We start from the raw sequence: 21,529 nt of genomic DNA on the forward strand, positions 1-21,529 counted from the left end.
ACCGTTGCTTTTGGCGAGCGGCGTTGTTGTCAAGGGGCCCATACGTCAGTGATCACTTCGGTATGAATGGTGTATTTCTGTGCCGTTCGCGGGTGGCGGGTCTGGTTGAAGGGATACTTGCTGTACCTCTTCAGCATCCGTGAATTCAGGCGCCACCGCCGTTGTTGCGGGATCAGGTTCGCCAGGGCGGCGCGGCCGATCGCGCCCACCAGCGTTACCGGCTCGGTCGGTGCGATGCCTGCTGCGGCCACGATCTGGTCGGCGGCGGCCTGTAGCACGACGGTGAAGCTCACGCGCTGCGCGGACAGTTGCGGGTGCACGGTGGTGAGGTCGTCGGCCGTCCTGATCAATGCCTGGTAGACGGTCAGCAGGGCGTAGATCTCCTGCTCGAGGCCGAGGACGGTCCGCGAGGCGCCGGCAGCAGACGTAGCCGCTGTTCCCGCGCAGCGGTCTCCTCGATGACCGCATCAACGAGGCTGGGATCGATGATCTGGGTCAACTCGCCGATATGGCCGGGTGCGTACAGGTCCGGAGCTCTCGCTGGACACAGGACGCCGGCAGCCTTCGGTAACAACGGGACCTCCGGTTCGTTCGTCCCTGGCTCGACACCAAGGGACCTACCCGAGGTCCCGCCCTGCTGTTCGCCAACTTGACAGAACCACCCGCGGCCTTAACGCAACGGTGTTGCACGACCGGGGACACGACCTGCGGTCACTACGGAGGAAGGGTGCATTTCCTGGCATTGGCGCGGCGCGGTGTGTATGGGGTTGCACCTTCCGTAGCGGCATGTGGTCCGGTGGACTGACATCCCGATGCCTTGAGGAAAGGTCCCTGCTCATGCATTCGTCCTTCATGCCACCCCGTCAGGTCAAGATCGGTGACGCGGCGGCCTTCGTCGGCAGCACGCCACGGGCGATTCGCCATTACCACGAGATCGGCCTGCTCCCCGAGCCTGAGCGGGGCGGCGATGACCGCCGCCGCTACGGGTACGAGGACATGATCCGCTTGCTGTGGATTCGCAAGATGGCCGACGCCGGGATCGCCCTGGACGACATCCGGGACGCCTTTACCACCGGCACGGCTTCCGCCGGTGCGGACAGCGGAGACGGTATCGCGGGCATCCTGGAGCGGTTGGAGGAAACCCTCGCCGAACAGGAGGCGGAATTGCGGCGGCAACGGACCGCCGTGCAGCGGATGCGCACCGAAGGCAGCCGGATGGGCCTGCTCTCCGACTTCGTCACCGAACGCCTCAAGAGCCTGCCCGAGGGCTCCCTGCGTCAGGCGGACCTGGACAGTCTGCTGGTCACTGAGCGGATCTTCGGCCCGCTCGGCGCGGCCGTCCAGGCCACCCGCTTCGTCGTCCTGGCCACGCATCCCACTCTGCGGGAGGATTCCGACCGCATCGATGACGCCGAGGAGGCACTCGATGACAGTGTCGCCGTCGATGATCCACGGGTGGCTCAAGTGGCCGCCGAGCGGCACGCCTTCGAACGCGCCCTGCAGGCCGTCATCGAGGAGTCCGGCCTGGGCAAGGACGACGATGCCCTCTTCGACGCCTGGGACACTTTGCACCCTGCCACCGCCGATGACGGCCAGGGCGAGGCCGACTTCGGCTCTGGCAGCCGGGAGGCTGACTCCATGAGCGTGTTCGAAGCCACCGGCAAGATGCCCTACGACTTCTCCCCAGCCCGCCTGCGCTGTATGGAACTGGCGGGAGAACTATCCGCCCAAGACTCACCCGCTACCTAAAACACGGCCTAGCGCCGGCCCGATACATCCGGCGCCCACTGCCGGCGCTTCTCCAGCACGGGGCAGACACGGCACAGAGCCTTGGCCGTCATCCGGCGTCATGGACGAGGCGCGAGACGAGACGGTCGAGGTCGAGGTGACGGTGCTCCGTACCGAGGGGCACGGCTTGGCGCGTCCGCTTGAGGAAAGCGGCGATCATGCGGGCCGGGGCCTGTTCGCTCTGCGGCCCCAACAGCAGGGTGTGCACGTCTGCCGGTATTCCGTCGGGGGCGTCTGCCCGCGTGCCGCCAGCAGCAACGGCACGCCCTGTGCCGTGAACCGGCGCATCACGAAGCTGAACACATCGAGCGAGTCCCGGTCGAAGTGCTGAACGTCGTCCACAGCCAGCAGAATGCGCTTGCTCACTAGCTCCCGGCCACGCTGCGGTGCCTCACAGGCCGCATCTGCCGGCGGTGAGTGCGGTGATTGCGCACTCGGCGGTGTGCCGAGCCGCGAGTGCGGAGGGGAAGGGCGCGTAGCTCTGAGAGGCACGGCCGGCCGGTGCGCTCGTGATCCGCCACTGCCAGCCGGTGGGTACGGCGGGCAGTGACGGGTGGTGCCAGACGGGTGCCGCAGCCGTGGGAGCGTGCTGCGCTGTGTGGACCAGTACGTCGTATGTCACCCCGTCGCCCGCCGCGGTGGCGGTATACCTTCCGCCGTTGTCGTGGACGGTCCAGTCCAGGGGTGTCGGGGTTGACTCCGACACCTCCAGGAGGGCATCCGCGAGGTCGGCCAGGCTCCGGTACAGCGCGGCTCGTACCGCCTCGGTGTGGTCTCGGCCCCAGTGGCACGGGGACCGTTCGGCGATCTCCTGCGCGAGGGTGTGCGCGGCGAGTTCGTCCAGGAGGTCTGCGGCGCCGGGATCTTTCTGCGCCAGGACCGCGGCGGCGCCCCACGAGAGATCGTCCCGGTTGAGGGCGGTGGCGCGGGCCAGTTCGCACAGGTCGGCCGGTCCGAGGTCGTCGACCGTACGCCGGATGCAGAGGACGGCTGTGTCCGAGGGGGCCGGGACTTCGGCGTTCAACAGGCCTGCGCGCACGTACGTGGCCGCGCACACGTCGCCCGGCTCCAGCTCCCGGCGGCACCGACCCCACGGCCTGGAGCACACGCTCGTGGATACGGCGTACGGGATGAGGCTCGTGGGGAGGTGCCGGTCGTCCGACCAGGGCGCACAGGGCGTCGAGCAGGTGCGCCGGCGGAACCCTCAGGTTGGTGCACGCTCTTGTCAGACGACCGGGCATCGTGATCAGTCGTCCAGCATGGCCAGGGCGTCGATCTCGACGAGCAGTCCCGGCGGAAGCTGCATGTAGACGGTGGTGCGGGCGGGGAAGGGCTCGCCGACGGCCGCCGCGTACACCTCGTTCATCTCGGCCATGTGGGCCGGGTCGGTGAGGTATACGCGCAGCATCACGACGTCCTCCAGGCCCGCGCCGGCCGCCTTGAGGACGGCGGTGACGTTGCGCAGGACCTGCGCGGTCTGCTCGGCGACCGTGGTGCCGACGACCTCGCCGGTGTCCGGGTCGAAGGGGAGCTGCCCGGAGACCTGCAGAACGGGGCCCTTGCGGATGCCCTGGGACAGCGGGGCCGGCAGGGAGGGTGCGTTCTCGGTGGTGATGACGGTTCTGGTCATGGTGTTCCTTGAAAGGGGTTCGCAGGCGAAACACATGTGCGGGGTCAGCTCCAGGCCTGTCGTTCCTGGCTGCGGGGGTCGTCGACCTGGGTCCATTCGGCGTCGATGCGCATGGTGGCGCGGCGCTCGGTGTCGTACGGGTCCCAGCCGGGGTCGCCGGTGCGGGCGAACCGGATCCAGGTCTCGTGGACGCGGGTGGCGAGGTCCGCGGGGGGCTTGTCGGGGCCGAGCAGGGCGCTCGGGCCGTTGAGCTCGGGCCGGTCCGCGAGGTCGAAGACGAAGGGCAGCTCGACCGCGTGGGTGGCGCCGAGCTCTCCGTCCAGTGCCTGGGAGCGCCAGGCGAACTCGTAGGCGTAGGTGGCGGACTTCGGGTGGGCGGCGTGCGCACCGGCCAGGGCGTGGCTGCCCGCGCCGAACAATGCGTCGGCCATGATGGCGGAGCGCAGTTCCGCGAAGGACGCCTCGGGGCGGGACTTGCGGTACGTCCGCCGTCATGGCCGTCTTCACCGGTGGAACATCTGGCCGCCGAGGTCCGGGGGCGCAGTGACGACCCGGCACTGATCAGCAGGGCCTCGCTGGCCGCCGGGCAGCTCATGGCCCTGCGCCGGCACCATGCGGCGGCCTTCGCCCTGCTGACACGCATCGCCGACGAGGCGGCGGTTGCCCACTCGCCCCGCGTGCTGGATGCGCTCGCCGCGGCCGCGGTGGTCCGCTACTACTCGGGCGAGGAGTCCCAGCAACAACAGATCGAGAACCTGCTCACCGCCATGCCGGACTCGACCGCCAGGGGCGCCCTGCGCGTCTGGGTACTGGCCGTCTCCGACCCCAACGGCGCGGGAGCCGCCCTCGCCCCGGCGCTGCCCGGACTCATCGCCGAGGCCAAGGACGACGCCGGTACTCTGACCGCGCTCGCCATCGTGGCCTGGATCCTGGACCAGACCGCCCTCGCCGCCAGGACCTTCGACGAAGCGTCCGACCGGTGGCAGGCCCATGGCTCGCTGCCGGACGGCCTGGGATGCGCCGTCGGCTGGGCCTATCTGGAGCAGGGCCGGTGGGCCGAGGCCCGCTCGGTGGCCGCCGAGATCTCGGCGGTGGGGTCAGCGGCCGGGCTGGACCATGCCGAGGCGTGTGCGCGTGCGCTCGACGCGACGGTGCTTGCGCTGCTGGGCGAGGCGGCCGACGCGCGACGCCGGGCCGAGCAGGCGCTGGTCCTCGTCGACCCGCTGGAAAGCCGCTCCGTCGCGGTCTTCGCACGTCGCGCCATCGGCCTGGCGGCAGTGGCCGAGGGCGACTACGACACCGCGTACGCGCAGTTCCGCTCCGCCTTCACCGACGACGGCGATCCGGTCCACTATCACGTCTCCTACACCGTCCTGGCCGAACTCGCCGCGGCGGCCGTCCGCCGAGGAAGGCTGGGGGAGGCCGCCGAACTGCTGGAGCGGTCTGCGCGGCGTCTGGGTACGGGCGCCTCGGCACGGATCACCGCATTGCTCGACCGAGGCCGCGCCCTGCTCGCCGAACCGGAGCACGCGGAACCGTACTTCCAGTCCGCACTGGCGGACGACGCGGGCGAGCAATGGCCGTTCGAGCGGGCACAGACACGGCTGGACTACGGTGAGTGGCTCCGGAGGCAACGTCGTATCGCCGAGGCCCGACCGCTGCTGACCGCGGCACTGGACACCTTCCAACGGCTCGGCGCGCGGCCATGGATCGAACGGGCGAAAGCAGAACTGCGAGCCGCCGGCATCGAGGCCGCCAGCAGCGTGGTGCTGAGTGCCTTCACCGAACTCAGCCCCCAGCAGCAGCAGATCGTCCAGCTCGCCGCCCGCGGTCTGACGAACCGTGAGATCGGGGAAAAACTCTTCCTCTCCCCGCGCACGGTCGGTTCCCACCTCTACCGGGTGTTCCCCAAACTGGGCATCACCGCCCGGTCACAGCTCCGCGACGTGGTCGAAGGCACCACCCTGTCGGGCGTCGGCGCCCAGATCTGAGATCGGCCGGCCCGTACACGGAAGAACTCGTCCCCCGACATCGCGGCGCGGCTGCACGTGTCGGAGCCCACGGTCCGCAACCACCTCTCCTCCGCTTTCGGCAAGGCTGGTCGTAGCGGACTGAACCACGAGTGGCATAGTGCCGGGATGCCTTCACGGAGACGAATACCAGGACTCCTGGCATCCCTTGCAGCGGTGTTCGCGACGGCCGTGACACCCGCCGCCGCCGACGGCACGGACCGCGTCGTGATGCGCTTCGAGACCGAGAAGACCTTCGTCATGTACAACGCGGACGAGGGAGCCGAAGCCTCGAACAACGGCTTCCACGTACCCGTCTTCGTCGAGCCGGACAAGGACGGCACCCCGGCCCGCAATGTGCGGGTGGTCGTGGACGCGTCCGGCCTGAAGGGCGTCGCCCGGCTCGGCGACAACCGCATGTGCAAGGCCGAGGGCCCGGTCTACACCTGCGAGTACGGCGACCTCCAGAACGGCGACGGCGAGAGCTACGACCCGCTGGTCCTCCTCGGCGTGGACGGCGTCGAGCCAGGAGACAGCGGCACGGTGACCTACACGGCGACCGCCGACAACGCGCCCATGATCACCGGCACCACCCGGATGGCAGTCGGCGGTCCCACCTTGTCGGCGCCCGGGAAGGAGGAGGGCGTGAGCGGACTGGCACCGGGGAAGCCCGCGCAGGTGACTCCGCGACTCGCCAACAACACCCGCTTCCCGGCAGCGCATGGCGTGGCCCTGCAGGTCAACGTCTCCGAGGGCCTCACACTGACCACCCGTTACAGCAACTGCTTCTACGCCGGCCCGTCACCCACCTCCGCCTGGTGCACGTTCCGTGCGGTGGCAGCCCCGGGCGCCGCCTACCGCACGAGCGCACCGCTGGCGTACACCGTCACCGCCCCGAAGACCCTGTCCGGCGAGGTGACCTACACCTGGTCGTCGGCCCCGCACCGGCCCGCCCAACACGCGACCCGCGGCACGGGCGCACCGCTCACCCTGGTCCGCACCGCCGCGCACCGGGACTTCGACGACAGCCACGGCAGGGTCGGGGTCACCACCACCGTGCAGGCGGACTACGAGCCGGTCACCGGGACCGTCCGGGGCCGGGTGGGCGACACGGTGAGCGTGAAGCTCGGGGTGCGGCGGCTCGGCCCCGGCAGTCCGAGCGGTGACGTGGGTGGCTTCGAGGTGGTGCCGCCGGAGGGCACCACGGTCACTTCCATCCCCTTCACCTTCGAGGACACGGACGGGAAGTGGGCGTGCGACCGCCCCGGGAAGCCGGGCGGAGCGTTCGTCTGCGATCTCAACAGCGACGTGTTCTGGCCAGGGTCCGACGGGACGACCACGGTCGAGTTCCGCTTCCACGTCGACCGGCGGGTCCCTGGTGCGAAAGGCACCATCCGCGTCCACAACCCTTTCGACCGCACCCCCGGCAACGACATCGCGGCCATCCCCCTGGAGGCGTCTCCGGCCCCGCCGTACCGGAAGCCCGCCGTCCTGGTGCCGACCGCTCTGAGCGCGGTGGCGGTACTCGCCGGGATCGTGCTCTACTGCCGTCGCCGCCGTCGTACGACGGCCTAGTAGTCGATGAACCGTTCTTCGAACCGTGGAGGGAAGCCGGTCCGAGCAAGATGACGATCGTGCGGAACGGCACCGTCGTCACGGTTCTCACCAGATGATCCGGTAAGCCCTCTTTGCAACGGTCACCAGCGGGGTACAGGCACGGTCCGAGTCATCCGTTCGAGCTTCGCAAGCAGGAGTCGACAGTCGGTGGCTGTCGTGCGGGCCGTCCAGAGAGCTCGTTGCGTAGATGTCGCGCTTGATCGACCACAGTCCGCGCCACACCGCGTACGGCACCATCGCGTCCTCCCAGCCATCCGGTGCCGCCACTCCTCGGCCGCCGCGGTATCGCCGTGGTGATGCACGACTCTTGAGGGACCGAGGAGATCAGACCTGTGCCGGCGTCCGGAGCGGCGGTGACGGTCCAGGGGCGCGGGAAGTCCCCGGCCGGGGGTCGGCGGGGCACCGGCAGGGTGGTAGGGGCCGCTCCCGGGGTGCGTCAGGCGTCGCACGGACGGCGGCAGAGGCCGCCTCCTCGGCGGCCGGCACAACGCCGCCACGCCCAAGTCCTTTGCCCCGCTTGGGAAGAGGACGCGGGCGTGGCAGCGAACTGACGGGGGCCGTTGCCGCTACGGGATGCCTGCCACGGTGAGGAAGGCACCCCCGCTCAGACACGGCAACTGTAAGTCTTGATCGCTGATGCGACGGGCCAGCATCGCGTCGGCAGGATGTCGGCTGTCCGGCGAGGCTGTCGGTGATCCGTAGGCGATGTGTCGGGGGCCGCTGGAACCGTGGGTGTCGAGCTGTCCTGCAGGGCAGCCGCAGTCGCCTTCAACAGCAGGGGAGCCCCGCCGTCATGTCGTCCACGTCCTCCACCCCGCCCTGGGATGTTCAACGGCTGCCGCGTGCCGATGGCAGCGTCTTCCTGGTCACCGGCGGCAACGCCGGCATCGGGTACTTCGTCGCGGAGCAGTTGTCCGCGACCGGAGCCACTGTCGTACTGGGCAGCCGGAATCCCGCGAAGGCCGAAGTCGCCACGGCCTCGATCCGCTCGCGTGTCCCTGGCGCGCGGGTGCGGGCCGTACGGCTGGACCTCGCCGACTTCTCGTCGCTCAGAACAGCGGTGGAATCACTGGATGTGGAACACCTCGACGCGGTGGTCCACAACGCCGGTGTCGCGCTCGACGCCCCGCCGCGCCGGGAGACCGGGGACGGTCACGAGCTCATGTTCGGCACGAACCACCTCGGGCACTTCGCGCTGACCCATTGGCTGATGCCGCTGCTGGCGGCCGCACCTGCGGCCCGCATCGTGACCATGGGCAGCTTCGCGGCGAAGTCCGAGCGGCTCGACCTCGACGACCTGCAGTCCCTAAAGGACTACCGGCCCAAGCTCACCTACGGACGCTCCAAGCTGGCGCAGATGTACTTCGGCCTCGAACTCGACCGCCGCCTGCGCGCCGTCGACAGCACGGTGGCAAGCGTGGTGGTCCATCCCGGCGGCGCGCTGGACTCCCTGACCCCGTCACGGCCGCCAGTCCATGTGCGGACCGCTGGTGCGCGGCTGTGCGGTGCACCGGCCGCCCTCCTTGTCCAGGGCAAGCACGCCGGCGCATGGCCCGCGGTCCGAGCGGTGCTGGACCCCACCGTGCGCGGAGGGCAGCTGTATGGACCGCGCGTCTTCGGCCTGCGCGGCAAGCCCCAACGTGAACGGGCGTGGAACCACCTCACCGACACCTCCGCAGCGGCGCGGTTGTGGGACGCCAGCTGTGACCTGACAGGCGTCGACCTCGGCACCATCCCCGGATAGCCCCAGGCGCGCGCTGGCCAACAAGCGTGCTCAGGTTGGCCAGCTGCGGCACTCAGTTACTGGAGCTCGCCGAGGCGCTGGGGCATCCGGGCCCGCACCGGCTTCAGTACTTTCTTTCCCGTGGGTCGTGGGATCACGATGCGGCCCGCGACCGACTGGCTCGCTGGACTGCTGGTGAACTCGCCGAGGAACAGACGGTTTTGGCCATCGACGGGACGGAACACGAGAAGTCCTCCACGGACTGGACTGTGTGGGCGCGGCTCGCCAGTACTCCGGAGTCTGAGCGGGGTGGGGCTGTGCCAGGTCGCTGTCCACCTCACCTACGCATCGTCGCGCGGCCACGCGCTGATCGACCGGGAGCCGTACCTGCCCGCCGCCTGGGCCGAGGACGAGGAACGCCGCTGCTCACACGCCTGCCGGACGAAATCATCTTCGCCACCAAGCCGCAGCTCGCCGCTGCCATGTTGCACCGTGCCCACGAACAGGGCATACGCGCCCGATGGTTCACCGGCGACGAGGTCTACGGCGGCCTGGAACTGCGACGCACCGCCCGTGCTCTCGGCTTCGACTACGACCTGGCCGTCAAGGCCGACCACACCGTCACCACCGCCGCCGGCCGTTTCACCGCAACCCGGCTTGCCGCCAGGGTTCCGACAAAGTCCTGGATGCGCATGCGCACCGGGCACGGGCTGAAGGGTGACCGGCACTACGACTGGGCCCGGTTGCCGGCGAATTGACCGGGGGCGGAGTCCGGCGTCGGGGATCAATACAATCGCTCACGAACCGGCATGACAGAACCGCAGTGGCTGCGTGGGCTGCGGCCCCGGCTGCTCGTCGCGTTCGTACTGGCGACGATGGTCGGGGCCGCCGGGGCCGCGTGGTCCGGCGCCCGGTCGGCGAGCGACGCACTCGTCACCTCCAGTGAGCAGCGGTTCACCGAGACCGTCACCGGGCGGGTCGAAGCGGTCGCACCGGAGCTGACGTATCCACCGGACCAGGACGCACTCGACCGACTGCGTGCAGCCGTCGGGCCGGACACCCTCGTGACCTACCATGACCTGCGGTCGGCCGACGGACCCACAGCCGGCCTCGTGACCGACGAAGCCCGCTCCGCCGTCAACGCAGACGGCCGTCCGGTCACCCAGAGGATCAGGACCGACGGCGGAACGCGGCTGCTGGTCGGCATGCCCGTCCTCATCACCGCCCCGGACGGAACGCGCACCCCGTCGGGTATCGAGGTGTACGCCGTGCGCGACCTCGACGGCATCGAGCGACAGATCGACGACCTGACCGCTTCCGCCGCCCGGACCGCCGCGCTGGCCCTGCCGCTGGCGGCGCTGCCGGCCCTGCTCGCCGCGCGCAGCGTGCTGCGGCCGGTGCGCGAACTGCGCGACACCGCACGCCGCTTGGCCGACGGCGACCTCGACGCACGGTCACCCCGGATCGGCGCCGACGAGCTGGCCCAGTTGAGCCTGACCGTGAACGAGATGGCCGAGTCCTTGCAGAAGTCGATGAACACGATGGCGCCCATGCAGGCGGACGCCAAGAGGTTCGCCGCCGACGTCTCCCACGAACTGCGCACGCCGTTGAGCACCCTGACGGCCGTCGTGGAGGTGCTGGCGACCACGGCCGACCACCAACCGGATCCCGACGCACAGGAATCCGCGAGCTGGCGATCGACGAGACCCACCGGCTTGTCCGTCTCGTCGAGGACCTGATGGAGTCTCCCGCTTCGACGCCGGGACCGCGCGGCTGCGGATGGAGGACGTCGACCTGGCCGCCGCCGTGCATGACTGCCTGCGCGCGCGAGGCTGGCTCGGTCATGTCGACGTCCTGGCGCGCGAGCAGATCCACCTGCGCGCGGACCGGCGCCGGGTCGACGTCGTCATGGCGAACCTCGTCGGCAACGCCCTGCGGCACGGCGCCCCTCCGGTGCGGGTGTACCTCGCCGCCGACGCCTGGCACGTCACGGTCACCGTCTCCGACGCCGGCCCCGGGCTGCCCGCGGACGTTCTGCCGCACGTCTTCGACCGCTTCTACAAGGCCGACGCCGCCCGCTCCCGCACCCCCGGAAGCGGGCTCGGGCTCGCCATCGCCCTGCAGAACGCCCGCCTGCACGGAGGCGATCTCACCGCCGGCCAGGCGGCCGAGGGCGGCGCGTGCTTCGTACTGACACTGCCCCGCAACCGGGAGGAGCCGTGAGACGGATCTGGTGGGCGCTGCTGCCCGTGCTGCTCACGGGCTGCGGCATCCAGCCCTCAGGAGTCGTCGAGGCGGGCGAGCCGCCGACAGGTGTCGCTCCCGGCGCGACGCTCTACTTCGTCGGCGCCGACGGCGATCTCGAGCCGCGGCTGCGCCGGACCGGACGGATGGGCACGATCTCCGATGCGGTGTCGCTGCTGCTGACCGGACCGGGAGGCTCGGGGCTGCGCACGGAGATCGCCCCGGTCGAGATCACGCGGGTAGTGGTGACCACCACCTCAGTGATGATCCGGCTCGTGGTGCCCTTGACCATCGATGAGGTGACGCCGCGCGGCATCGACCAGATCGTCTGCACGGCGCTGGGAGTTCACGTGCAGAGTGGCGGGTCGAAGGAGACGAAGGTGCAGGTCCAGTTCGTCCAGCCGACGCCGGAGTCGGACAAGAAGCGGACCTGCCCACTGTTCACGTGACTGCTCCTCTTTGGTGAATTCCGAGAAGCGCAAGCTCTCTGTCGGTACGTGCGCTCGGGCCTCCGGTGAGGAGTTCGCTGCGCCGGCCTGGATGTTGCGCTGGACCAGCTTTCTTCGGCGGCGTAGGTGAAGCCCCGGACGGTTCGATCCGGCGGTAACCGCAGGCCGACGACTGCCCAGGTGCAGTTGGCTGACGGATACCGCGACCGAGTTGCGGTCTGACAGATTCGCAGCATGTCCGGCCGCAGCAGGTGCGGCAGACAGGTGACGGTCAGCATGCTCGGCTACATCTTCTCTCCCCGTTTCGGGTGGTCGACCCGGTGGACGACGCCTGTCGGCGGTAAATGAACCGGCAGTTGACCGTGCAGGAGTCGCGGCACACGCTCGCCCGGGACATCTCACGGCGTCTGTTGGTTCTCGTGTGCGGCCTCCAGGACGAGGGCCAGTCGGTCGGCGACGTGGGCCGAGCGACCGCCGAGTTCCACGAAGCGGCGCTCCGTCACCGGGTAGCTGCCGCGGACAGAAAGCAGGCCACACCCACTCCCTTACCGCTCTCAATCTCTCGGTACGGCAACGGCTCCTCAACGGCCAATACTCGACGAGGGTGCTGTGTTGGCTCCTGAGACGACGACGGTGGCCCCGTCCGGGAAGTGTTCGGGGTGGGCGAGCAGCGCGGCGAGAGCGGTGGCTCCGCCGGGTTCGGCCACGATGCGTAGCCGCTGCCAGAGGAGTGCGCGGGCGGCGGCGATGTCCTCGTCTGCGACGGTGAGGGTCTTCATGCCGAGCGAGAGGCCGACAGCGGTGGCTATGCGGCCCGCCCGGCGGGCACCCAGGCTGTCCAAGGCGATCCCGCCGACTTCCACGTCCACCGGTTTCCCTGCCTCCAGCGCTGCTGTGAGCGAGGGCGCTGAGGACGGTTCAGCTGCGGTCACGCGGTTGCGTCCGTCCAGCGCCAGGGCGACCCCTGCGTACAGGCCTCCTCCACCGCACCCGACCAGCACGGGCTGCCCCTCCGGTACCTGCTCGGCGAGTTCCAGGCCGAGCGTGCCCTGCCCTGCCACCGTCTGCGGGGCGTCGTAGGCGTCGATGTGGAAGGCGCCCTCGTGCCGGGCATGGTCCTGGCTGGCTGCCAGTGCGTCGGCGTAGAAGCCTTCGACGCGGTGCAGGCGTGCGCCGAAAGATTCGATGACGTCGGTCTTGGCCCTGGGTGAGAAGTCGGGCACGAACACGGTGGCGGGCAGGCCCGCTTCGCGCGCCGCCCAGGCCACGGCGGCCCCGTGGTTGCCTCCCGACGCGCAGCAGACGCCGGCCGTCGGGGCACCGCCTTCCGCGGCACGCAGGAGGGCGAGGTTGTTCGATGCGCCGCGGACTTTGAAGGAGCCGGTGTGCTGGAGGAATTCCAGCTTCAAAATGACGGGGATGGGCACGTCCAATTCCCCGGCCGCCGCCTATATCACGGGTGTGCGGCGCACTACGTTGCGGATCCGTCTGGCTGCCGACGCGATGTCGTTCAAGGAGGGGATGCTGACGGGCTGTGCGTTCATGGGCGGTGTCCAAGGGAGCCGGAATACCTCTGGGCAAGGATGGACATATCGGTCGTATCGTAGGGCGTGGCACGCGATGAGGTGAACGTGTCGGGCAGGTCGGCCCAGTCGGGCGGCAGCACGGTGAGGGGCGCGCTGTCAGTTCCTGCTCCCGGTCGGAGACATTCCAGGGCCCGCACCCGCGACAAGGGAAGCCCTCGGCTACCGCCGTCAGCGGCCGATCTTGTCCAGTTCGGTGAGATCCTCGTCGGAGAGCGACAGTCCCGCGCCCGCGACGTTCTCGCGCAGGTGCGCCACCGACGAGGTGCCGGGGATCAGCAGGATGTTCGGTGAGCGCTGCAGCAGCCAGGCCAGGGCGACCGACATCGGCGTCGCGTCGAGCCGGGTGGCCACGGCCGTGAGTGCCGAGGACTGCAGCGGGGTGAAGCCGCCGAGCGGGAAGAAGGGCACATAGGCGATGCCCTGCTCGGCGAGCTCGTCGATCAGCTCGTCGTCGTGGCGGTGGGCGAGGTTGTACATGTTCTGCACACACACGATCGGCGCTATCGCCTGCGCCTCGGCGACCTGTTCCGCCGTCGCGTTGCTCACGCCGAGGTGCCGGATCAGGCCCTGCCGCTGGAGTTCGACAAGTGTTTCGAACGCCTCGACGAGCGAGCCGGGCTGGGGGCCCTGGGCATCGCCGATGCGGAGATTGACCACGTCCAGCGCCTCGAGGCCGAGGCGCTCCAGGTTCTCATGGACGGCCCGGCGCAGGTCTTCGGGCCGCCGGGCCGGGGGCCAGCCTCCCTCCTGGTCCCGGGTCGCACCGACCTTCGTCACGATGTGCAGCGCGTCGGGGTACGGGTGCAGCGCTTCACGGAGCAGCTGGTTGGTGAAACGCGGCCCGTAGGCGTCGGAGGTGTCGATGTGGGTGATGCCGAGGCCGACGGCCTCACGGAGAACGGCGAGTGCGCCGTCGCGGTCGGCGGGCGGGCCCATGACCCACGGGCCGGCGAGCTGCATGGCGCCGTAGCCGAACCGGGTGACGGTCAGGTCGCCCAGGGGCCAGGTGCTGCCGGGAAGAAGGGCAGGGGGCGTGCTCATACTGGGCCTTTCGCGTTGAACTGGGTGGTGGTGCCTGACGGCGCCTTGCATCATCATCAGGATGTAGCTTCCTGACGGGAAGTAGGCACTTCGGAGTGCGTAAGGCACCCGCAGGTGAGAGGAGCGGTCGATGGCAACGATCACGGCAGCCCAGCAGAGGGCACAGGCCAAGGCGGAGTACGACGCTTTCCTGGCGGTCTGCCCCAGTCGCAAGCTTCTCGACCGGATCTCTGACAAATGGGTCACGCTGATCCTGGCCGCGCTCGGCAGCGACAGCCCGCATCAGCCAGGTACCGACTGCGCCGGCGAGCCCCGGGCGATGCGCTATTCGGAGCTGCTGCGCCTGCTGGCGGGCGTCAGCCAGAAGATGCTCACCCAGACGCTACGCTCCCTGGAGCGCGACGGCCTGGTGACCCGCACCGTGACGCCGACCGTGCCTGTCACGGTCTCCTACGAGCTGACCGATCTCGGTCTGTCCCTGTACGAAACGATGCGCGGCCTCAAGGCCTGGGCCGAGGCGCACATGGACGATGTGCTCGCCAACCGCGAGACGTACGACAGCCGCATCGGCTGAGAGCTTCCGGTCGCCGTCACGCACACCGGCAAGCGGTCCGCCGTCCGCCGCCTCCGGCATGACCTGGCCGACGACCAGTCCGTGGTTGAGGCCGGAGAGTTCGCCAACGTCGCAGGCGGATGGCGGACTCGCCCAGTGCGGTGATCGCCTCGTCCTCCCCCGTGAAGACGCGGGCGGGCCCCGAGAACTGCCTGCGGGCGGTGCCGACTCCGGCGACCTTGACGATGGCGCCGTCGGGCGCGAGGCTGCCCCGCAGGATCAGCAGGCCGGGTTCCGGCTTCACCGGGTCGGTCAGGGGACGCAGTACCTCTCCGTCCGGGGCGGGGGCCTGCTCGGCGAGTTCGGCGACCCTGCGGCCGGAGACAGTCAGGCGTCGCCGTGTGTGCCGTTGGGCCTGAGGGCCGCGAGCGGGACCGCTCGGGCCAGTCGGTGCGGAGCGCACGGATGCCGGTGTCGAGAAGGACCAGCCGGGCCAGGTTGGGGCGGAGTCTCGGCGGCCCCGGGGAGCGCTTGGGGAGAACCGACCGCATGACGCGGCACCTCCCTGAAAGACGCCGAAAGACTCATGTGTGCTGGTCACAGGCACCCTGGATCGAATCGGCGCAGGTCAGAGGAGTCTGGTGGACAACTTCATGACGTATGTTCCGGAGTCGTCGGCTTCGACGAGCCCCGGCGGCGAGCCGCCCTCACACTACGCCGTGACTAGCGGGTGGCGGTGACTTCCTGGAGCATCACCCGGGTACTGGGGCCGGATGGGCCGGGGCCGACAGCTCCGCGACAGCTCTGGCTTACGCGGGTCTGATCTCGAACCGGTCAATATCTCGACACTGTCCGGACTTGGCGGGGGCTCTGAACAAGCGGCGCCCACCGACCGTACCTTTCGGCAGATCCACGCACCCCCTTGGAAGGGAATCCTCAGCATGACCAGCGCATCGATCAACTCCGCGTCGAAGCCCGCCCGCCGTACCGTCATGGCGGCCGCCGGAGCCGCGGGGCTCTCCGTCGCGCTGACCGCGTGCGGAGGGTCCGACGACTCCTCCGACAGTTCGTCGGCCTCGACCGGCGGGACGACCGGCTCCACGGGCTCGACGGGGGCCAGTGAGTCCGCGAGCACCGGCGGCACAGGCGGCGGGGACAGCGCGGGCGGCGCGGCGCTGACCACGACCGCCGACATCCCCGAGGGCGGCGGCAAGATCTTCGACTCCGAGAAGGTGGTCGTCACCCAGCCGACGGCGGGCACGTACAAGGCGTTCTCGGCCGTGTGCACCCACCAGGGCTGCGCGGTGAAGAGCATCGCGTCCGGGGTCATCAACTGCCCGTGCCACAACAGCAACTTCTCGATCGAGGACGGCAGCGTCAAGAGCGGTCCGGCGACCCAGGCGCTGCCCGAGGTGAAGATCACCGTCAGTGGCGACTCGATCACGCTGGCCTGACATCCGGCTGCCGAAGGGCCGTCAGCACCTCGTCCGTGGTCGCGACCGTGGCGACCAACGCGAGTGTGTGGCGGATCATCGCGGGGGTGTAGTCGGCAGGCACCCCCGCGACGGCGTCGGAGGGCACGACGGCCGTGTAGCCCCGGTTGACCGCGTCGAAGACGGCGTTCGGGATCGCCACGTTGGCCGAGACCCCGGTCACGACCAGCGTGCGGCAGCCGAGGTTGCGCAGCAGGGCGTCCACCTCGGTGCCCTGGATCGGCGACAGCCCGTGCAGCCGCCGTACTACGAGGTCCTGCTCGGCGACCTCGACCGGGGGCGCGACACGGGTCGCGTCGGTGCCGGTGAGTTGCTGGACGGGCAGGCGTTCGGTGGCGCGGAAGAGGCGTGCGTTGCGGTTCGCGCCCCGGCCGTCGGGGCGGCGTTCCGCGACGGCGTGGACGACCTGGATCCCGCCCTCGTGGGCGGCGTCGACCAGCCGGGCCACGTTGGTGAGGGCGCCCGACTCCCTTGCGGCGGCAGCGAGTTGAGGCAGTGCGGCACCGGGGCCGACGACACCCCGCTGGCACTCCACCGTGAGCAGCACGGTGGTGGCGGGGTCGAGGAGGTCCCGGAGCTCTTCGGACGACGGCACGGTTCCCCCTGGTGTCGGGATACTCGCTTTTCTGACACAGTGTCAGAAAAGTCGTACTGGTAAGCAGTACACGGGAAGCAGTGACAAGAGAAGAAGAATGAGGGGGCCGGATGACCGTCACTCAGCGCCGGGGCCGGAAGATCATGATGTCGCCGGGGGAGCTGGACGCGTTCCTCACCACGCAGCGCACCTGCCGGGTGGCCACCGTGTCCGCCGACGGCGCCCCGCACGTGAGCGCCCTGTGGTTCCTGTGGGACGGCAGCGCGCTGTGGCTGTACTCGGTCATGCGCAGCAAGCGCTGGACACAGTTGAACCGAGATCCGCGGGTCGCGATCGTGGTCGACACGGGCGAGGAGTACGAGTCGCTGCGGGGCGTCGAGCTGTCCGGCACCGTGGAGTTCGTGGGCGAGGCTCCGCGCACCGGTGAGCTGTGCGCCGAACTCGACGCCGTGGAGACGCTGTTCGCCCGCAAGAACTTCGGCCTGGACGCGATGCCGCACGACGGGCGCCACGCGTGGGTGCGGCTGCGGCCGGAGAAGGTCGTCTCCTGGGACTTCCGCAAGCTGGCCGACGGGTGACCCCCTGAGTTTTGGGCTGAAGCTGCGGGCTGAAGCTGTGGACTGATCAACCCACGGCGGCTCCGGCCGACTTGAGGGCCTCGACCGCCGCCCGGATCGACGGACGGCGGTCCGCGTCCGCCCGCCAGACCACGTACACATGGCGGCGCACCCGCTGCTTCAGCGGGACCATGACGACCCCCTCGGGCACCGGGTGACGACCGAGCAGCGGTGCGATGCAGACGCCCAACCCGGCGGCGACCAGACCGAGTTGGGTGTGGGTCTCGGCGGCCCGGTGGCCGACGATCGGCTCGACTCCCCGCGAGCGCAGCGTGAACATCAGCCACTCGTGACAGAACTCGCCCTCGCCCCAGGTGATCCACTCGTCCCCGGCGAACTCCCCGAGATCCACCTCGTCCCGGCCCGCGAGCGGATGCCCGGCCGGCATGGCGACATCGGCCGGGTCGTCCAGGACGGGCGCCTTGACCAGCCCGTCCGGCACCGGCATCGGCTTGTTGTACCAGTCCAGGACGACCGCGAGATCCAGATCGCCGCGGACGACCCCCGCGACGCCGTTCTCCGGCTCCAGTTCGCAGGAGCGCAGCCGCAGCCCTGGATGGGCCTTGCGCAGTTCGGCAAGCGCGACGGGGAACAGCCCGCGCGCGGCGGTCGGGAACGCGGAGATCCGCAACTCCCCCGCCACCTGGCCGCGTTGGGCCTCCAGATCGGACTGCGCCAGCTCGACCTGGGACAGGATCCGGGCCGCGTGGTCGGCGAGCAGCCGCCCCGCGTCCGTGAGCCGCACCCCGCGCCCGTGCTTGGCCAGGAGCCGCTGTCCGACCTCCCGCTCCAGTTTGGCCAGCTGCTGCGAGACGGCCGAGGTGGTGATGTGCAGGCCCACCGCGGCGGCACTGACCGAGCCGTGCCGGGCGAGGGCGTCGAGGGTACGCAGGCGCTCCAGGTTCAACATATAAGCAATGCTACGAGGTACCGGGTGCGAATTCTCGATTGTACTACGAGGTGCTGTGCAGCATCGTTGCTGCCATGACCACCCCCGCCGACACCGCCATCGACACCTCCGCCGCCCGTACCTCCGCCGCCGCAGTCCCCCGCGCCCGTCGCACCCTGGACTGGCGCGTGCGGTTCGGCGCGCTCTCGCTGATCTGGGGCTTCAGCTTTCTGCTCATCAAGGTGGGCACCCACAACTACGCCCCGTTCCAGGTGACCCTGGGCCGGCTGGTGTTCGGGACGACGGTGCTGGCGGCCGCGATGACCGTGAAGCGGGAGCGCCTCCCGCGCGGGGCCCGCACCTGGGCGCATCTGACAGTCGCCGCCTTCCTGGTCAACGCGCTGCCGTTCTCGCTCTTCGCCTACTCCGAGCTGACGATCCCCTCCACCCTGGCCGGCATCTGCAACGCGACCTCACCCCTGTGGGGCATGGCCCTGTCCCTGGTCGCCCTGTCCGAGGACCGGCCGACCCGGGTCCGGGTCGCGGGGCTCGGCCTCGGTTTCCTCGGCGTCCTGACGGTCCTGGGCGCCTGGCAGGGCTTTGACGGCCTGGACGCCCGCGGCACGGCGCTGGCCCTGCTGGCCTCGCTGAGCTACCCGATCGGCTGGATCTACGTCCGTCGCACCCTGGCCGGGACGGGGGCCTCGGCCCTGTCGATGACCGGTGCGCAGCTGGGCGTGGCCAGTCTCCAACTGGCCGTCGTCACCCCGGTCTTCACCAGCGTTCCAGACCGTTTCTCGCTGCTGCCGCTGCTGGCGATCGCCGCGCTGGGTGCCCTGGGCACCGGGCTGGCCCTGCTGATCCAGTACGGCCTGGTCGCGGAGGTGGGTCCGACGACCGCGCAGATGGTCACGTACTTCATCCCGGTGATCGCGACGGGGGCGGGGGTCGCGCTGCTGGGCGAGCCGCTGAGCTGGTCGACGCCGGTGGGGGCGGTGATCGTGCTGGCGGGGGCGGCACTGACTCAGGCACGGACGAGGTGACCCACCACGGTGACCGTGCCGGCGGGGGCGGCACCGCCTCAAGCACGGACGAGGTGACCCACCAGGGGCGCGGGGCTGTTTCGACTTGCGGCTCCGCCGCGTGGGCGCGATCAACCACAACGCACGCGCGCTCGCCCACAACCCGCACCCCCAAGGCGCTAGACGTAGCTGCGAGAGGGAACCGGGCCCAGCGCCGCTGCCATCGCGTCCGCGAGGGGGCCGACCTCCTCCTCCCGCAACGTCGACACGGTGATCCGTACGCCAGGCCCGGCGCTCAGCCGGAACCGCGCTCCCGGTGACACCGCCCACCCCGCGTGCAGCAGCCTGGCCACCACCCCGGTCTCGTCGGGCACGGGCACCCACACGTTCATCCCGCTGCGCCCGTGCGCGGCGACCCCCCGCTCGGCCAGCGCGGCGATCAGCGCCTCGCGCCGTTGCCGGTACGCCGACGCCACCGCCGTACCGTCCACCGCGCCGTCGGCCCACAGCCGCACCACCGCCCGCTGGGCGATCAGGCTCACCCACCCGGGGCCCAGCCGCTGGCGCCCCCGCACCCGGTCCACCGTGATCTCGTCGCCGGTCAGCACGGCGAGCCGCAGGTCGGGGCCGTAGGCCTTGGCGACCGAGCGGACGAAGGCCCAGTGCCGGGTGACGCCGGCGAGGGGATGCAGCGGTAGGTCGACGATGCCGTGAGCGTGGTCGTCCTCGATCAGCAGGACCCCGGGGTGATCGGCGAGGACGGAACGCAACGCACGCGCGCGTGCCGCGGTGACGGAGGCGCCGGTGGGGTTCTGGGCCCGGTCGGTGATCAGTACGGCCCGCGCCCCGCCCTCCAGAGCCACGCGCAGGTCGTCCGGGAGCGGGCCCTCGTCGTCGACGCCGACCGGGACCGTGCGCAGCCCGAGGGCCGGGACGAGGTCGAGGGTGCGTCCCCATCCGGGGTCCTCCACCGCGACGCCGTCGCCCGGCTTGAGGTGTGCGGCGAGGACGCGCTCGACGGCGTCCAGGGAGCCGGAGGCCACGGTGAGCGGTCCGGCGGGCACACCGTCGGCGTCGAGCGCGGCACGGGCCGCCCGGGCCAGCTCGGGATCCACGGGGTCGTCCCCGTACAGGACCGGCTCGCGGTCGCCGCGTTCGGCCGCCGCCGCGAACGCGCTCGCCAGCGGGGGCAGCAGGGCCGGGTCGGGGTTGCCGTCCGCCAGGTCGCGGACCCCCTCCGGCACGTCGACGCGCACCTTCTCGCGGCCGGTGGTGGCGGGCTTGGGCCGCACCCGGCTGCCCCGGCGCCCGTGCGTCTCGATGACCCCGCGCTCGCGCAGGGTGCGGTACGCGGCCGCGACCGTGTTCGGGTTCACCCCGAGCGTGGCCGCCAACTCCCGCATCGGCGGCAGCAGTTGGCCCGGTTCCAGGGCACCTTCACCCACCGCGCGCTCGATGCTCGCGGAAATGTCCGCTGCGCGGCGGCCCTTGATCGGATACTCTCCTAGCACAAAGAAGATTATGCACTAGTGCAATGGAGAACGCCAATGCGGAAAACGCCGATCCAGGGGACTCACCAGCCGGCACCTCAGCCCTCCGCGTATCCCGCGACCGACCGCACGGTCCCCACGCGCGCCCCGCAGAAGGCCTCCTACGACAAGGAACTGGTGCACGCGATACTCGACGAGGGGTACGTCTGCCACCTCGGCTTCGTCCGCGACGGCGCGCCCGTGGTGCTGCCGACGCTGTACGGCCGGGTCGGCGAAACCCTGTACGTACACGGTTCGACGGGCTCACGCCCCCTGCGGATGGCGGGCAAGGCCGACCCGGGGCTGCCGGTGTGCCTGACGGTGACGCATGTGGACGGTCTCGTCCTGGCCCGCTCGGCCTTCCACCACTCGATCAACTACCGCTCGGTCGTGGTGCACGGCCTCGCGTACGACGTCACCGACCCGCAGGAGAAGCGCACCGCGCTCGACGCCCTGGTCGACCATGTCGTCCCGGGCCGCGCCGCCGACTCCCGCCCGGCCAACAAGAAGGAACTGGCGGCGACCGCGGTGATCCGCCTCGATCTGAACGAGGTCTCCGCCAAGACCCGCACCGGCGGGGTGAACGAAGAGCCCGAGGACCTGGCCCTTCCGCACTGGGCCGGGGTGCTCCCCCTGCGCAAGGGCTACGGCACCCCGCTCCCGGAGGCCGACCTCGCCCCCGGCACCGAGGTCCCGGACTATCTGGCGATGCTGTGACGCACCGCCGCCGTCGCCATGACGCCG

The 21,529-nt window shown here is 70.4% G+C and carries 23 protein-coding genes and 4 pseudogenes; 14 read left to right on the forward strand and 13 right to left on the reverse strand.

Annotation, left to right across the window (positions count from 1 at the left end; genetic code table 11):
* Positions 1 to 29 precede the first annotated feature (29 nt).
* Both ACLZN2_RS35945 and ACLZN2_RS35950 read right to left on the reverse strand, forming a co-directional pair.
* Entirely contained in the window at positions 30 to 350 is a 321-nt protein-coding gene (locus ACLZN2_RS35945) for a hypothetical protein (protein WP_416983704.1), read from the reverse strand.
* Between the two features lie 14 nt (positions 351 to 364).
* Complete coding sequence (locus tag ACLZN2_RS35950) at positions 365 to 574, reverse strand: transposase domain-containing protein (protein WP_416983705.1); 210 nt, start codon at positions 572 to 574, stop codon at positions 365 to 367.
* Positions 575 to 837: 263 nt separating this feature from the next.
* Here ACLZN2_RS35950 and ACLZN2_RS35955 point away from each other — a divergent pair, with 263 nt between their 5' ends.
* Positions 838 to 1,749 carry a MerR family transcriptional regulator gene (locus ACLZN2_RS35955; protein WP_416983706.1) on the forward strand — a complete coding sequence of 304 codons (912 nt, stop codon included), beginning with the start codon at positions 838 to 840 and terminating at the stop codon, positions 1,747 to 1,749.
* An 88-nt stretch (positions 1,750 to 1,837) separates the two neighbouring features.
* Here ACLZN2_RS35955 and ACLZN2_RS35960 read toward each other — a convergent pair whose 3' ends face one another.
* The 4 genes and pseudogenes from ACLZN2_RS35960 to ACLZN2_RS35975 form a co-directional block, all read right to left on the reverse strand.
* Positions 1,838 to 1,996: a hypothetical protein gene (locus ACLZN2_RS35960; RefSeq protein WP_416983707.1), complete on the reverse strand. Its 159-nt coding sequence runs from the start codon at positions 1,994 to 1,996 to the stop codon at positions 1,838 to 1,840.
* A gap of 183 nt (positions 1,997 to 2,179) precedes the next feature.
* Positions 2,180 to 2,845 carry a hypothetical protein gene (locus ACLZN2_RS35965; protein ID WP_416983709.1) on the reverse strand — a complete coding sequence of 222 codons (666 nt, stop codon included), beginning with the start codon at positions 2,843 to 2,845 and terminating at the stop codon, positions 2,180 to 2,182.
* 189 nt (positions 2,846 to 3,034) lie between these two features.
* Positions 3,035 to 3,418: a RidA family protein gene (locus tag ACLZN2_RS35970; RefSeq protein WP_416983710.1), complete on the reverse strand. Its 384-nt coding sequence runs from the start codon at positions 3,416 to 3,418 to the stop codon at positions 3,035 to 3,037.
* A 44-nt stretch (positions 3,419 to 3,462) separates the two neighbouring features.
* A pseudogene (locus ACLZN2_RS35975) lies at positions 3,463 to 3,903 on the reverse strand (carboxylesterase family protein); the annotation flags it as partial.
* Between the two features lie 24 nt (positions 3,904 to 3,927).
* Between ACLZN2_RS35975 and ACLZN2_RS35980 the strand changes: the two are divergent.
* The 8 genes and pseudogenes from ACLZN2_RS35980 (at position 3,928) to ACLZN2_RS36015 (ending at position 11,460) form a co-directional block, all read left to right on the forward strand.
* A complete protein-coding gene (locus ACLZN2_RS35980) occupies positions 3,928 to 5,409 on the forward strand; it encodes a LuxR C-terminal-related transcriptional regulator (RefSeq protein WP_416983711.1) in 1,482 nt (493 codons plus the stop codon).
* A gap of 195 nt (positions 5,410 to 5,604) precedes the next feature.
* Positions 5,605 to 7,002 (forward strand): hypothetical protein, encoded by a 1,398-nt coding sequence (locus ACLZN2_RS35985; protein ID WP_416983712.1) that lies wholly within the window; start codon positions 5,605 to 5,607, stop codon positions 7,000 to 7,002.
* An 835-nt stretch (positions 7,003 to 7,837) separates the two neighbouring features.
* Positions 7,838 to 8,788 (forward strand): SDR family NAD(P)-dependent oxidoreductase, encoded by a 951-nt coding sequence (locus tag ACLZN2_RS35990; RefSeq protein WP_416983714.1) that lies wholly within the window; start codon positions 7,838 to 7,840, stop codon positions 8,786 to 8,788.
* A 26-nt stretch (positions 8,789 to 8,814) separates the two neighbouring features.
* Positions 8,815 to 9,015, forward strand: a pseudogene (locus ACLZN2_RS35995) (transposase); the annotation flags it as partial.
* 234 nt (positions 9,016 to 9,249) lie between these two features.
* Entirely contained in the window at positions 9,250 to 9,525 is a 276-nt protein-coding gene (locus ACLZN2_RS36000) for a hypothetical protein (protein WP_416983791.1), read from the forward strand.
* A gap of 51 nt (positions 9,526 to 9,576) precedes the next feature.
* Positions 9,577 to 10,506 carry a HAMP domain-containing protein gene (locus ACLZN2_RS36005; RefSeq protein ID WP_416983715.1) on the forward strand — a complete coding sequence of 310 codons (930 nt, stop codon included), beginning with the start codon at positions 9,577 to 9,579 and terminating at the stop codon, positions 10,504 to 10,506.
* Between the two features lie 40 nt (positions 10,507 to 10,546).
* Positions 10,547 to 10,990, forward strand: coding sequence for a sensor histidine kinase (locus ACLZN2_RS36010; protein WP_416983717.1), 444 nt, complete (start codon positions 10,547 to 10,549; stop codon positions 10,988 to 10,990).
* A complete protein-coding gene (locus tag ACLZN2_RS36015) occupies positions 10,987 to 11,460 on the forward strand; it encodes a hypothetical protein (RefSeq protein ID WP_416983718.1) in 474 nt (157 codons plus the stop codon). Before ACLZN2_RS36010 ends, ACLZN2_RS36015 begins: the two co-directional genes overlap by 4 nt.
* Positions 11,461 to 12,041: 581 nt before the next feature.
* Here ACLZN2_RS36015 and ACLZN2_RS36020 read toward each other — a convergent pair.
* Both ACLZN2_RS36020 and ACLZN2_RS36025 read right to left on the reverse strand, forming a co-directional pair.
* Positions 12,042 to 12,887, reverse strand: coding sequence for a pyridoxal-phosphate dependent enzyme (locus tag ACLZN2_RS36020; RefSeq protein ID WP_416983720.1), 846 nt, complete (start codon positions 12,885 to 12,887; stop codon positions 12,042 to 12,044).
* Between the two features lie 327 nt (positions 12,888 to 13,214).
* Positions 13,215 to 14,087 (reverse strand): aldo/keto reductase family oxidoreductase, encoded by an 873-nt coding sequence (locus tag ACLZN2_RS36025; RefSeq protein WP_416983721.1) that lies wholly within the window; start codon positions 14,085 to 14,087, stop codon positions 13,215 to 13,217.
* A 130-nt stretch (positions 14,088 to 14,217) separates the two neighbouring features.
* Between ACLZN2_RS36025 and ACLZN2_RS36030 the strand changes: the two genes are divergently transcribed.
* The gene (locus tag ACLZN2_RS36030) at positions 14,218 to 14,661 is read left to right on the forward strand and encodes a winged helix-turn-helix transcriptional regulator (RefSeq protein WP_416983722.1); all 444 of its coding nucleotides are present in this window, start codon (positions 14,218 to 14,220) and stop codon (positions 14,659 to 14,661) included.
* 3 nt (positions 14,662 to 14,664) lie between these two features.
* Here ACLZN2_RS36030 and ACLZN2_RS36035 read toward each other — a convergent pair.
* Together ACLZN2_RS36035 and ACLZN2_RS36040 are read right to left on the reverse strand one after the other, a co-directional pair.
* Positions 14,665 to 14,721: pseudogene (locus ACLZN2_RS36035) on the reverse strand (hypothetical protein); the annotation flags it as partial.
* A 118-nt stretch (positions 14,722 to 14,839) separates the two neighbouring features.
* Positions 14,840 to 15,247: pseudogene (locus ACLZN2_RS36040) on the reverse strand (dihydroxy-acid dehydratase); the annotation flags it as partial.
* A gap of 334 nt (positions 15,248 to 15,581) precedes the next feature.
* On the opposite strand from ACLZN2_RS36040, the gene ACLZN2_RS36045 reads away from it, so the two are divergent.
* The gene (locus ACLZN2_RS36045) at positions 15,582 to 16,094 is read left to right on the forward strand and encodes a Rieske (2Fe-2S) protein (protein WP_416983723.1); all 513 of its coding nucleotides are present in this window, start codon (positions 15,582 to 15,584) and stop codon (positions 16,092 to 16,094) included.
* Here ACLZN2_RS36045 and ACLZN2_RS36050 read toward each other — a convergent pair.
* Positions 16,081 to 16,728: a cysteine hydrolase gene (locus ACLZN2_RS36050; RefSeq protein WP_416983724.1), complete on the reverse strand. Its 648-nt coding sequence runs from the start codon at positions 16,726 to 16,728 to the stop codon at positions 16,081 to 16,083. The two genes, ACLZN2_RS36045 and ACLZN2_RS36050, sit on opposite strands and share 14 nt — an antisense overlap.
* Positions 16,729 to 16,838: 110 nt before the next feature.
* Here ACLZN2_RS36050 and ACLZN2_RS36055 point away from each other — a divergent pair, with 110 nt between their 5' ends.
* Complete coding sequence (locus ACLZN2_RS36055; RefSeq protein ID WP_416983726.1) at positions 16,839 to 17,306, forward strand: pyridoxamine 5'-phosphate oxidase family protein; 468 nt, start codon at positions 16,839 to 16,841, stop codon at positions 17,304 to 17,306.
* A 46-nt stretch (positions 17,307 to 17,352) separates the two neighbouring features.
* Here ACLZN2_RS36055 and ACLZN2_RS36060 read toward each other — a convergent pair whose 3' ends face one another.
* Positions 17,353 to 18,255 carry a LysR family transcriptional regulator gene (locus tag ACLZN2_RS36060; protein ID WP_416983728.1) on the reverse strand — a complete coding sequence of 301 codons (903 nt, stop codon included), beginning with the start codon at positions 18,253 to 18,255 and terminating at the stop codon, positions 17,353 to 17,355.
* 74 nt (positions 18,256 to 18,329) lie between these two features.
* Here ACLZN2_RS36060 and ACLZN2_RS36065 point away from each other — a divergent pair, with 74 nt between their 5' ends.
* A complete protein-coding gene (locus ACLZN2_RS36065) occupies positions 18,330 to 19,277 on the forward strand; it encodes a DMT family transporter (protein ID WP_416983730.1) in 948 nt (315 codons plus the stop codon).
* Positions 19,278 to 19,435: 158 nt separating this feature from the next.
* On the opposite strand, the gene ACLZN2_RS36070 is transcribed toward ACLZN2_RS36065, so the two are convergent.
* On the reverse strand, positions 19,436 to 20,767 hold the full coding sequence (locus ACLZN2_RS36070; protein WP_416983732.1) for an aminotransferase class I/II-fold pyridoxal phosphate-dependent enzyme: 1,332 nt from the start codon (positions 20,765 to 20,767) through the stop codon (positions 19,436 to 19,438).
* Positions 20,768 to 20,803: 36 nt separating this feature from the next.
* Between ACLZN2_RS36070 and ACLZN2_RS36075 the strand changes: the two genes are divergently transcribed.
* Positions 20,804 to 21,502 (forward strand): pyridoxamine 5'-phosphate oxidase family protein, encoded by a 699-nt coding sequence (locus ACLZN2_RS36075; RefSeq protein ID WP_416983733.1) that lies wholly within the window; start codon positions 20,804 to 20,806, stop codon positions 21,500 to 21,502.
* Positions 21,503 to 21,529: the final 27 nt, after the last annotated feature.

Origin of the sequence: Streptomyces sp. T028, assembly GCF_048159505.1 — a bacterium.
In the GTDB taxonomy this organism is placed as follows: Bacteria; Actinomycetota; Actinomycetes; order Streptomycetales; family Streptomycetaceae; genus Streptomyces.